This window comes from Kitasatospora sp. NPDC041988, assembly GCF_055588525.1.
Map to the genome: position 1 here is coordinate 12,818 of NZ_JBVJCO010000042.1, position 11,697 is coordinate 24,514.

6 protein-coding genes are annotated in these 11,697 nt (G+C 73.9%); all 6 read right to left on the minus strand.

What is annotated here, in order from left to right; genetic code table 11:
* Positions 1-321: 321 nt before the first annotated feature.
* Complete coding sequence (locus ACZ6NC_RS31920; RefSeq protein WP_465737336.1) at positions 322-651, minus strand: carboxymuconolactone decarboxylase family protein; 330 nt, start codon at positions 649-651, stop codon at positions 322-324.
* 275 nt (positions 652-926) lie between these two features.
* Positions 927-2,186, minus strand: coding sequence for an MFS transporter (locus ACZ6NC_RS31925; RefSeq protein ID WP_465737337.1), 1,260 nt, complete (start codon positions 2,184-2,186; stop codon positions 927-929).
* Positions 2,183-3,412: a cytochrome P450 gene (locus ACZ6NC_RS31930; RefSeq protein ID WP_465737338.1), complete on the minus strand. Its 1,230-nt coding sequence runs from the start codon at positions 3,410-3,412 to the stop codon at positions 2,183-2,185. Before ACZ6NC_RS31930 ends, ACZ6NC_RS31925 begins: the two co-directional genes overlap by 4 nt.
* Positions 3,409-4,173 carry a CatB-related O-acetyltransferase gene (locus ACZ6NC_RS31935; protein ID WP_465737339.1) on the minus strand — a complete coding sequence of 255 codons (765 nt, stop codon included), beginning with the start codon at positions 4,171-4,173 and terminating at the stop codon, positions 3,409-3,411. The genes ACZ6NC_RS31930 and ACZ6NC_RS31935 overlap by 4 nt, the downstream gene beginning before the upstream one ends.
* Positions 4,166-11,407, minus strand: a complete 7,242-nt coding sequence (locus tag ACZ6NC_RS31940) for an amino acid adenylation domain-containing protein (RefSeq protein WP_465737340.1) — start codon at positions 11,405-11,407, stop codon at positions 4,166-4,168. The genes ACZ6NC_RS31935 and ACZ6NC_RS31940 overlap by 8 nt, the downstream gene beginning before the upstream one ends.
* 36 nt (positions 11,408-11,443) lie before the next feature.
* Entirely contained in the window at positions 11,444-11,638 is a 195-nt protein-coding gene (locus ACZ6NC_RS31945; protein WP_465737341.1) for an MbtH family protein, read from the minus strand.
* Between the last annotated feature and the right edge of the window lie 59 nt (positions 11,639-11,697).

An 11,697-nucleotide genomic window follows, 5' to 3' on the forward strand; every position in this document is an offset into this window, starting at 1 on the left:
TGCGCGATTTGTCGGAGTAACCTGGAAGGTGCCGGAGAACTTATCGGCAGGACGATCGCGAGGAGGTAGATATGCAGATTAGTGGAGCAGGAGCCCTGATTCTGCGACTCGTGATCGCGAAATCCCCACCCGGCCTTTCGGTCGGGAGACAACGGGACCACTGAGGTGTCGGGGGCGCAGGTACAAATCCTGTTGTTCGAATCAGCTTTTATGCAGGGCGTGGGCCGTTTTCGCAGAGATGCGGAGGCGGCCTTTTTGTTGGTGCGTCGACCGCGCCGGGGGTGGTCGCCGGCGCGGTCGGTGAAGTCGTGAGCAGTGCGCCTACGCCAAGCCCTCGGCTTCCTCTTCTTCGGCGACGGCGATGGCGATGCCGAGAGCTGCGGCGATGTTGCCGGCAGCGGACATGACGCGGGCGGTGCCCACGATGGGGGCGATCGCGACCAGGACGTCCTGCAGCTGGCTTGCGGTGACGTCGGCCCTGAGGGCGGGCTCGATGTGGGCGAGGTAGGACACCGGGGGCGCGTCCATGGCGGCGAGCGCGGCGATGCGCGTGAGGATGAGGATGTCCGGGGGCAGGTCACATCGCTCGACCGAGTCGACCGTCATGGCGGCCAGGGTGTCGAGTACGGGTGTTTCCGATCGTGTGGTCACGTGTCTCTCCTGGTGGCTTGGGGCGAATCGACGCGGGACGACTTGCGAAGGACATCGCATCGAGGGCCTGCCGGGCGGCGTCGAACGCCTGCTGCCCGACCCTAGGGACCAGCCGGGCCGGGCGCCCGGGAAGTGGGCTGTTCGGGTGGATGGGGCAGCACCGACGACCTGCCCCGAACGGCCGGTGCGCCCGGCGCGGTGGTCGAGGACCTGAACAGCGTGCGGGCCTGGCCGCCACTCCGTGGGGGAGTAACGTCCAGGCCCGGTCGCCGGCCTCAGTGCTGCGCCGCGGGGCCGGAGTTGGCGGTGTCCCGGCTCGCTGGTTCGAGCGGCGCCGAGGTCACGAACGTCCGCTCGGTGAGCGCGACGGTCGGCCTCAGCACCAGCACGGCGGCGCAGGCCGCGGTGACCGCTGCCATCACGATCAGCAGCGCCCGGTAGTCGAACCGGTCGATGAGGACCGTGCCGGCGGCGAGCGACAGCGACTGCGGGACGAGCACCAGCATCGTGCACATGGCGTTGACGCGGCCCTGGAGCCGGGACGGCGTGTGGAGCTGCGCCGCGGACGACAGCACCACCATGATCCAGGTGATGGCGATCCCGTCCGCGACCTCGCCCGCGACGACGAACGCCAGGTGCGGCACGCAGTAGGCGAGCGCCGCCACCGTGAACGCGCCGATCCCGAGGCCGGCGGTGCGCGCCATGCCGACCCGCCGGATCAGCGCGGAGACCGTGAGGCCGCCGACCACCGCGCCGACACCCTGGACGGCGTTGAGCGTGCCGAGCGCCGAGGGCGGCCGGCCCAGCCCCTCGTCCACGACCGCGAACATGACGGTCTGGCTCAGGCCGATGACGCAGAACGCGCAGGCCGCGGCGTAGCCGATCTGGGCCAGCACCGGTGTGGCGCTGATGTGCCGGATGCCCGCCAGGGCGCTGCGGAGGAACGGCTCGTGGGACGGCTCCGGTCCGACCGATTCCTCGACCCGCAGGCCGGCGAGCGCCAGGATCGCGGCCAGGAAGGTCAGGGAGTTGAGCACGGCGAGCGTTCCGCCGCCGGAAACCGCGTAGACCGCCACGCCGACCAGCGGGGCGATGATGCGCAGCCCCTGACCGGTCGTCTGGAGGATCGCGTTGGCGCCGGTCAGCTGGTCGTCGGGGAGGAGGTCCCGGCGGATTCCGGCCGATGCGGCGCCGAGGACGCCGAAGGCCACGCCGTAGCAGACCGCCACCAGGTAGATGATCCAGAGCTGTTCGCCGCCGTGCACCGTGAGCAGGGACAGTACGGCCAGCGCCATGAGGGCGTTGGTGACCATGAGCAGCGGGCGCCGTCGCACCCGGTCGGCCAGGTGGCCGAAGAGCGGCGACAGCACCATGGGCGCGCCGAGGGCGGCCTCGACCCCGCCGGCGGCGGCGTTGCTGCCGGTGAGGTCCTTGGCCCAGATGCCCAGGGTCAGGTACAGGGCGCTGCTGCCGAAGCCCGAGAGTGCCTGGCCGATGAGCAGGCGGCGGAACCGGGGGTCCGCTAGCGGCTTCACCGCCTCTCCCGGCCGTCACGGCGGTGCAGCAGGACCGGCGCGGACTCGTAGCCCCAGATGAGGTTGGAGTGCAGTCTGCGGGCCGGGCCGGCCGGTTCGGCGCTTCCGGCCTGGGCGAGCAACTCGGAGAACAGGACCCGGAGTTCGGTGCGGGCGAGGGCCCCGCCCAGGCAGAAGTGCGGGCCCACGCCGAAGGCGACGTGCGGGTTGGGCGTGCGCCGGACGTCGAAGCGCTCGGGCGCCTCGAAGACCGTCTCGTCCCGGTTCGCCGACGGCATCCAGACCGTCACCGGGTCGCCGGCCCGGATCGGCCGGCCGGCGATCTCGACGTCCCGGGCGGCCGTGCGCAGCACGTGCATCGCCGGGCTGGTGAAGCGCAGGATCTCGTCGACGACGCCGTCCATCCGGTCGGGGGAGGAGGCTGCCAGCCGCCACTGGTCGGGGTGGGCGGCGAAGGCGAGGAGCCCGCCGACGGTGGCGTGCCGGGTGGTCTCGTTGCCGCCCGAGATGAGGCCGTCGCAGTTGAGGAAGATCTCCTCGTCGGTGAGCGGCACGCCGTCGACGAGGCCGTTCACCATGGCGCTGATGACGTCCTCGCCCGGTTCCTCGCGGCGGAAGTCGACGAGGTCGGCGTAGTAGGCGAGCATGCCGGCGTGTGCTTCGAGCCGGGCGATCGGGTCGACGTCGGAGGCACCGAAGGCGGCCCGGGTGGAGTTCAGCATGAACCCCCAGTCGCTCTTCGGTACGCCCAGCAGGTCGCAGATCACCGCCACCGGCAGGACGGCGGCGAAGTCGGTGAACTCGCAGGGTTCACCGGCCAGCACCGGCTCCAGCTCCTCGCGCACGATCGTCCGCATGTTCTGTTCCAGGCGGGCGACCATGCGCGGGGTGAACGCGGAGCTGATGACCCGCCGGATCTTCGCGTGTCGGGGCGCGTCCGTGACGATGAGCATCTTCCCGGCGGCCTCGGCGGTGGCGGTCGGGTTGTGGCCGATCCGCATGCCCTGGGCGGAGGTGAAGGTCGCGGTGTCCTTGAGCACCCGCTGGACGTCGGCGTGCCGGGAGACGGCCCAGAAGCCGCTGCCGTCCGGGGAGTCGTTCCAGTGGACGGGGTGGTCGCGGCGGAGTCCGGCCCACACCGCCTCCGGGTCGCCGGCTCCGTACAGGGCCGGGTCCGCGAGGTCGACCGCCGGCGGGGCGCTGCGGCTCCCGGTCGCTGTGGTCATGATGCGCTCCCCTCGGTGGTGGCCGGAGCCTGGGTGGTGGCCGGCGCCGGGCCGAGCAGCTGCTCGGCCCGCGCGATGGACAGGATCTGTTCGGGCCGGCCGAGGACCAGCTCCGGGAGGTGCCGGGAGACGGCCGCCACCGGCCAGTCCCACCAGCGGGCCGTGAGCAGCCGCTCGACGTCCTCGGGGCCGTAGCGGGCGCGGATCACCCGGGCCGGGTTGCCGCCCACGATCCGGTAGGGCGCCACGTCGGAGGCGACCAGGGCGCCGGCGCCGATGATGGCGCCGTCGCCGATGGTCACCCCGGGCATGATGGTGGCGCCGCGGCCGATCCAGACGTCGTTGCCGATCCGGGTGTCGCCCTTGCGGGCCGGCCCCCGGGCGATCAGGTCGTCGATCAGGCCGTCGCGCCAGTCGCCTTCGAAGCTGAAGAACGGGTAGCCCGTCGGCCCGTCGAAGACGTGGTTCGCGCCGGCCATCACGAAGGTCACGCCCGCGGCGATGGAGCAGAAGCGGCCGATGAGCAGCCGCTCGGTGCCGAACGCGTAGCGGACCCGGGCCTCCTCGAATCCGGCGGTGTCCTCGGAGGCGTCGTAGTAGGAGAAGTTCCCGGCGACGACCTTCCCGCCCGGTTCGAGCACCGGGCGGATGAAGACGAGGCGGTCGTCGCCGAGCGGACGCGGATCGCGGGGGTCCGGGATGTCCAGGTCGGGGTCGACGTCGGGGTCGACGTCGAGGTCGGGGGCACGGTGGTCAGTCACGGAGGGCCCCCGCTCCCGCCGGTTGCGTGGGCGCAGGGTCGTCCCGCAGGGCCTTCAGGGCGGCCGTCACCAGCGGCCCCGACTGCGCCATGACGACGGGCGTCATCATCGCGTCGTGGTCGGAGTCCACCACGTGGTGCTCGGCCGCGGTGAGGTACGGCTGCCAGGCCTCCTCCGCGGAGCCCCGCTCGGCGACGGTCTTGGCGGCGGCGATGCTCAGGACCCGCCCGTGGTAGCCGTCCCGGTGCGGCGGCCCGAGGAGGGCGGCGACACCCTTGGCCGCGCGGACCAGGGCCCGGCTCTGGCGGGCGTCGAGGGCGCCGTCGGCGGACGGGCCCGCGATGACCTCGCCGGTCACCCACGCGGCGAAGTCGCCCTCCAAGTCCTCGGACGTCACCGGCCGTTCGTACGGCCAGGCGTCGTAGAGGACGACCAGGTCGACCGCCCGCCCGGAGGACTCCAGCAGGCGGGCGACCTCGTAGGACAGGACCCCGCCCAGCGACCAGCCCATGACGACGTACGGGCCGTCGGGGTGCGTCGCGGTGATCAGGTCCGCGTAGCGCCGGGCCAGCGCGTCGAACGACTCCACCGCCTTGAAGCGGCCGTGGCTCTCCGTCACCTGGATCCCGTAGACCGGCTGGTCCCGCTCCAGGTGGGGCAGGACGGAGCTGTAGCACCAGCTGAGCCCGCCGATGGGGTGGATGCAGAAGACCGGCCGGCTGCCCGCCCGGCCGCGCCGGAGTTCGATGACGTTGGCGTACGGGTCGGTCGGGGCCTCGTCCAGCCGGGCCGCGAGACCCGCGGCGGTGGGCGCCTCGAACAGCGTCGCGATGCCGATCTCGGCGCCGAGCAGGGCGCGGATCCGGCCGGTCAGCCGGGTCGCCAGCAGCGAGTGACCGCCCAGCTCGAAGAACGAGTCGTTCGGGCCGACCCGGTCCAGCCCGAGCTCCTGCGCGAAGAGCCGGACCAGGACGGCCACGCGCGGGTCGTCCGGGGCGTCCCCGTCGGCCGGGCCGGCCCCTGCGGGGCTGTTCGCCGAGGGCGCGGGCAGGGCCTTGCGGTCCAGCTTCCCGCTCGGCGTCAGCGGCAGGTGGTCGAGGACCACCACGTCGCCGGGGACGAGGTACTCCGGCAGGTGCTCGGCCGCGTACCGCCGCAGTGCGGCGGGGTGGTCCCGGTCCTGCGGCTCCTGACCGGCCGCCAGGACGGCGTAGGCCACCAGCCGGACGTCCCCCGGGCGGTCCTCGCGGGCGATCACCGTGGCGTGGGCGACCTCCGGGTGGCCGGTGAGCACCGCCTCGATCTCGCCGGGCTCGACGCGGAAGCCCCTGATCTTGATCTGCTCGTCCGTCCGGCCGAGGAAGACCAGCTCGCCGTCCGCGGTCCATCGCACCAGGTCCCCGGTGCGGTACATGCGCTCGCCGGGCGCGCCGAAGGGGTTGGGCAGGAAGCGCTCCGCCGTCAGCGCGGGTCGGTTCAGGTACCCGGTGGCCAGCCCGGCCCCCGCGAGGTACAGCTCCCCGGGCACGCCGGGCGGGACGGGGCGCTGCAGCGCGTCCAGCACGAACACCCGGGTGTTCGCCACCGGTCGGCCGATCGGGACGGCCTCCGGCACCCCGTCGACGGTGCGCATGGTCGCGCACACGGTGGACTCGGTGGGCCCGTAGGCGTTGACCACCTTCGCGAAGTGTCGGGCCGCGTCGAGGACGGCGGGCGTGCAGGCCTCGCCGGCGGTGATCAGCGTGACCCCGGCGACGTCCTCGTCGAACTCGGTGGCGAGGACGACGGCGGGCGGCAGGGTGGCGTGGGTGATGCCGTGGACGCGCAGGAAGTCCGCCAGGGTCGGCCCCGGGATCCGGTCGGACTCGGGAACGACGACCAGGCACCCGCCGGTCAGCAGCGCCATCCAGGTGTCCCAGACGGAGGCGTCGAAGCTCATCGAGGCGAACTGCAGCACCCGGCTGTCGCCGTCGACGCCGAGCGTCGCGGCCTGGGCGCGCACCATGCTGGGGATGCCGCGGTGGGAGACCGCCACGCCCTTCGGGCGGCCCGTCGACCCCGAGGTGTAGATGACGTACGCCGGGTGGGCGGGGAGCAGCGGTGCGGTCCGGTCCGCGTCGGCGGGCGCGGTGGCCGGCCGGTCGGCGACCGAGCGCCGCACCTGCTCGTCGTCCAGCGCCAGGACCGGGAGGCCGGGGCCGCCGGGCAGTCCGGCGGCGACCTCCCCGGTGCTGAGCACGCAGGCCGGGGCCGCGTCCTGGAGCATGAAGGCGACGCGGTCGGCGGGGTAGGACGGGTCGACGGGGAGGTAGGCCGCCCCGGCCTTCAGGACCGCGAGCAGGGCCACCACGACCTGCTCCGAGCGGGGCAGCGCGAGGGCCACCAGGCGGCCCGGCCCGATGCCGCGGGCGATCAGCTCGTGCGCCAGCCGGTTGGCGCGGGCGTCGAGTTCGCCGTACGTCAGCTCGGTGTCGAGGTACCGTACCGCCGGGGCCGCGGGGGTGTGCGCGGCTCGGGCGGCGAAGAGCTCGGGCACCGTCCCCGCCGGCACCTCGGTGGTGGTGTCGTTCCAGTCCCGCAGGACCTGCTGCCGCTCCCGGGCGGAGAGCAGCTCCACCTCGCCGACCCGGCGGGCCGGATCGGCGGCCATCGCCTCCAGCACCAGCACCAGCCGGTCGGCGATGCCCTCGACGGTGGCGTGGTCGAACAGGTCGGCGTCGTACCCGATCGCGGCGACCAGGCCGGTGGCCGGCCCGGCCGCGTCGTCGGCACCCGGGCGCTCGCCGAACACGAAGGACAGGTCGAAGGCCGAGATCCCCATGCTCAGGTCGTGGGAGGCGACCGCCAGCCCCGGGAGGGCGAGCTCCGCGCTGATGCTGTTCAGCATGGAGACGCTCACCTGGAACAGTGGGTTGGCGCCGGGCACGCGGGCCGGGTTGAGCGCCTCGACCAGGGTCTCGAACGGGACGTCCTGGTGGGCGTAGGCGCCGAGGTCCGCCTCCCGGACCCGGCCGAGGAGTTCGGCGAAGGTCGGGTTGCCCGAGACGTCGGTGCGCAGCACCAGGGTGCTGGCGAAGAAGCCCACGAGGCCGTCCAGCACGGCGTCGGCGCGCCCGGAGGTGGCCGTGCCCAGCGGGATGTCCGGCCCGGCGCCGGAGCGGGACAGCACCACGGCCACCGCGGCCTGCAGCGCCATGAACACGGTGCAGTCGTGGGCCCGCGCGGCGGCGGCCAGTGCGGCGTGCAGCGCCGGGCCGACCTCGACCGCGACCTCCCCGCCGCGCAGGCTGACCGTGCCCGTCCGCGGCCGGTCGAAGGGCAGCGCGAGCTGGTCGGGGATGCCGGCCAGGGCCTGGCGCCAGTACTCGGTCTGCTGCGAGAGCAGGCTCGCCGGGTCGTCCTCGGCGCCGAGCAGGTCCCGCTGCCACAGCGTGAAGTCGGCGTACTGAACGGGCAGCGGCGGCCAGGCCGGTGCCGTGCCGGTGCGGCGCGCCGCGTACGCCTCGGCGAGGTCGTCGAGCAGCGGCTCCAGCGACCAGCCGTCGCAGGCCACGTGGTGGATGACCAGCAGGAGGACGTGCTCGTCCGGGGCGAGGCGGAAGAGGCGGGCGCGCAGGGCGGGTTCGGTGGTGAGCCGGAAGACCTGCCCGCACTCCTCGGCGAGCTCGGCGTCCAGCGCGTCCGGCGTGGTGTCGGTGACGGTCAGGTCCGTCCAGGCCTCCCGGCCGGGCAGGACCTTCTGCCAGGGCCGGCCGTCCTCGTTGGGCAGGACGGTGCGCAGCGCCTCGTGCCGGTCGACGACGTCGGCCAGGGCGGCGTTCAGCGCCTCGACGTCCAGGGCACCCGAAACGCGTGCCGTGTACGGGATGTTGTAGGCCGCCCCGCCGTCGAGCTCGTTGAGGAACCACAGGCGGCGCTGGGCGAAGGACAGCGGCAGGCGCTCCGGGCGTACCGCGGGGCGCAGGGCCGTGCGGGCCTGCTGTCCGAGGGCGACGGTCGCGGCCAGGCCGGCCGGGGTCGGGGCCTCGAAGACGGCCCGGATGGACAGTTCCACGCCGAGGGCGGAGCGGATCCGGTCCACCAGCCGGATGACCAGCAGCGAGTGTCCGCCGAGGTCGAAGAAGGCGTCCTCGACCCCGACCCGCTCCAGGTCGAGGACTTCGGCGAACAGCCCGCACAGGGCCTCTTCGGTCGCGTTCGCGGGTTCGCGGCCGGTGGACCCGGCGGAGATCTCCGGTGCGGGCAGGGCGGCGCGGTCGATCTTCCCGTTCCGGGTCAGCGGCAGCGTCTCCAGGACGACGATCGCGGCGGGGACCATGTAGGCGGGCAGGTGGCCGGCGGTGAAGTCGCGCAGTTCGCGGGCGTCCGTCCCGTCGGGGCAGGCCGCGTAGGCGACGAGCTGCCGGTTGCCGGGGGTGTCCTCGCGGACGACCACGGAGACGCCCTGGACGGACGGGTGCCGGCCGATCGCGGCCTCGACCTCGCCGAGTTCGATGCGGAAGCCGCGGATCTTGACCTGGTCGTCGGTGCGGCCGCAGTACTCGAGTTCACCGGCGGCGTTCCAGCGGCCCAGGTCGCCCGTCCGGTAGAGCCGGCCGCCGGGTTCGGCGGCGAAGGGGTCCGGGAGGTAGCGCTCGGCGGTCAGCGTGGGGCGGGCGAGGTAGCCGCGGGCCACGCCGGGACCGCCGATGTGGATCTCGCCGACGACCCCGGTGGGCACCGGCTCGCCGCGGGCGTCCAGGACGACCAGCCGCCAGCCCGGGATGGTCCCGTCGATGGGGGAGACGTTCCCCTCGGCCCCGGGGCCCGTCTCGACGGGGGCCATCACCCGCCAGGTCGCGTACACCGTGGTCTCGGTGGCGCCGTAGACGTTCACCAGTCGGGTGCTGTCCGCGGGGTACCGGCGCTGCCACTTGCCGACGGTCGCGAGGTCGAGCGCCTCGCCGCCGAGCACGACCATCCGCAGCCGCAGCGCGCCCAGCGGGTGCCGCTCCTCCCGGGCCACGAACTGCCGGAAGGCGGACGGCGTCTGGTTCAGGACGGTGACCTCCTCGCGGGCCAGCACCCCGTGCAGCGCGTCCGGGTCCATCCCCGCCTCGCGGGGGACGACGACCAGGCGGCCGCCGAAGGCCAGCGCGCCCCAGATCTCCCAGACCGAGAAGTCGAAGGCGAGCGAATGGAACAGCGCCCACACGTCGGTGTCGGACGGGTCCGCGAGGCCCTGCGCGGAGGCCAGGAACACGGCGAGGTTGCCGTGGGTGACCTCGACGCCCTTGGGCCGGCCGGTGGAGCCCGAGGTGTAGATGACGTAGGCGAGTTCGGCCGGCTCGGGCCGCACGGGCGCCGGGCCGGCGGCGTCGGTCGTCCGGGTGGCGTCGAGGGTGCGCCACGGCCCGTCCGGGACGCGGGTGCCGGTATCGGGGTCGGTGAGGACGAGCGGTACCCGGGCGTCGTCGAGGATGAACTGGAGGCGGGCCGGCGGGTAGTCGGGGTCGACGGGGACGTAGGCGGCGCCGAGCCGCAGGACGGCGAGCACGGCGGCGACCATGTCGACGGAGCGGCTGAGGCAGAGCCCGACGCGGTCGCCCCGCCGGATGCCCGCGTCGGCCAGCAGCGCGGCGAGCCGGGCGGCGCGCCCGTCGAGCTGACGGTAGGTCAGCCGGGCGCCGGTGCCGTCGGTGACGGCCGTGTGGTCGCCGACCGCCGCGACCTGCGCCGCGAACCGCTCGACCGCCGACGGCCACACCTCGGGCAGCACGCCCTCGGGCCCGTTGCCCCGGTCGAGCAGCCACTGCCGCTCGGCCCCGTCCATCACCGGAAGTTCGCCGACCGGCCGCTCCGGCTCGGCCAGCGCCCCGGCGAGCAGCAGCTGCCAGCGGCGGGCCAGGGCCTGCGCCGTGGCCCGGTCGAACAGGTCCTCGGCGTACTCCAGCACGCCGCTCAGGCCGGCCGGCTGCCCGTTCTCGCGGTGTTCGGTCAGGCCGAGGCTGAGGTCGAACTTGGCCGCCCCGGCCTCGAACGGCTCCTCGGTGACCGTCAGGCCGGGCAGGGCCAGGCCGCCGTCCCCGTCGGCCTCCAGCGAGAAGCTCACCTGGAACAGGGGGTTGCCGGCCGCGGTGCGGACGGGATTGACGGCCTCGACCACCCGGTCGAAGGGGACGTCCTGGTGGGCGAACGCCGTCAGGGCCGTCCGCCGCACCCGCCTCAGGAGCTCGCCGAACGTCGGGTCGCCCGAGCAGTCGACCCGGAACACCAGGGTGTTGACGAAGAACCCGACGAGCTCCTGAAGGTCCTCGTCCGTCCGGCCGTCCACCGGCGAGCCGATCGGGATGTCGGTGCCCGCCCCCAGCCGGCTCAGCAGCGCCGCGAACGCCGCCTGCAGCGCCACGAACGGCGTGACCCGGTGTTCGCGGGCCAGCTGCGCCAGCGCCCGGTGGGTGTCGGCGTCGACCTCGAACCGCACCGTCCCGGCCGGCGAGGAGCCCGCCGTCGGCGGCCTCGGCCGGTCCCTGGGGAGCGGCAGCTCCTGTGGGGCGCCGCGCAACTCCTCTCGCCAGTAGCCGAGTTGCTGCGAGAGGAGGCTCTCCGGGTCGTCCTCCGTGCCGAGCGCCGAACGCTGGCGCACCGTGTGCTCCGGGTACTCCACGGGCAGGGCGGGCCAGGCCGGCTCGGCGCCGGCCCGGCGCGCGGCGTACGCCGTCCCGAGGTCGCGCTCCACGAGCCCGACGGACCAGCCGTCCGCGGCGATGTGGTGGAGCACCAGCACCAGCACGTGCTCCGCCGGGCCGGTCGCGAACAGCCAGGCCCGCACCGGGAGTTCGGAGGTCAGGTCGAACTCGTGCCGGCAGGCCAGGTCGACCCGGTCCGGCACCTCCCCGGCGGCGCACTCGGCGAACTCCACCGTGAACCGCCCGGCGGCCTCGCCGGGGGCCACGACCTGCTGCCACGGCTCCCCGGCGATCTCCGGGAACACCGTCCGCAGCGCCGCGTGACGGCGTACGACATCGCCGAGCGCCGCCGTGAGCGCCGTCCGGTCGAGGGGTCCGGAGATCCGGACCACCCGGGGCATGTTGTACCCGGCCCGGAACTCCCCGAGCCTGGAAAGGAACCACAGCCGCTGCTGCGCCAGGGACAGCGGCAGCCGGCCGGCACCCGCCGCGGCGGGTGTGTCCGGCGAGAAAGGTGACGGGACGGGAGCCGACCCGTCTTCCCGGGCGTCCAGACCGTGTGACATCAGATGTACCTCCAACTCCGTCCCGAACGACCTTGACTAGGCGCTGCGCAGGCTCTTGGGCCGCATGTCGGTCCAGTTCCGCTCGATCCACTCCAGGCAGTCCGGCTTCTTGCCCCGGGCCCCGGCGTCCTGCCAGCCGAGCGGGTTCTCCCGGTCCTGGGGCCAGATCGAGTACTGCTCCTCGTCGTTCACCACGACCTTGTAGTCCAGGTCGAGTTCGTCGTTGGACATGGCAACCTCCACAGCGAAATGGTTGGGGATGACAAATGGTGTTTCTTGCACGGGTCTTG

Excerpts from the sequence above, each read along its gene's own strand:
- ACZ6NC_RS31930 (WP_465737338.1), bottom strand. The coding sequence starts at position 3,412 with ATGACCACAGCGACCGGGAGCCGCAGCGCCCCGCCGGCGGTCGACCTC.
- ACZ6NC_RS31940 (WP_465737340.1), bottom strand. The coding sequence starts at position 11,407 with ATGTCACACGGTCTGGACGCCCGGGAAGACGGGTCGGCTCCCGTCCCG.
- ACZ6NC_RS31945 (WP_465737341.1), bottom strand. The coding sequence starts at position 11,638 with ATGTCCAACGACGAACTCGACCTGGACTACAAGGTCGTGGTGAACGAC.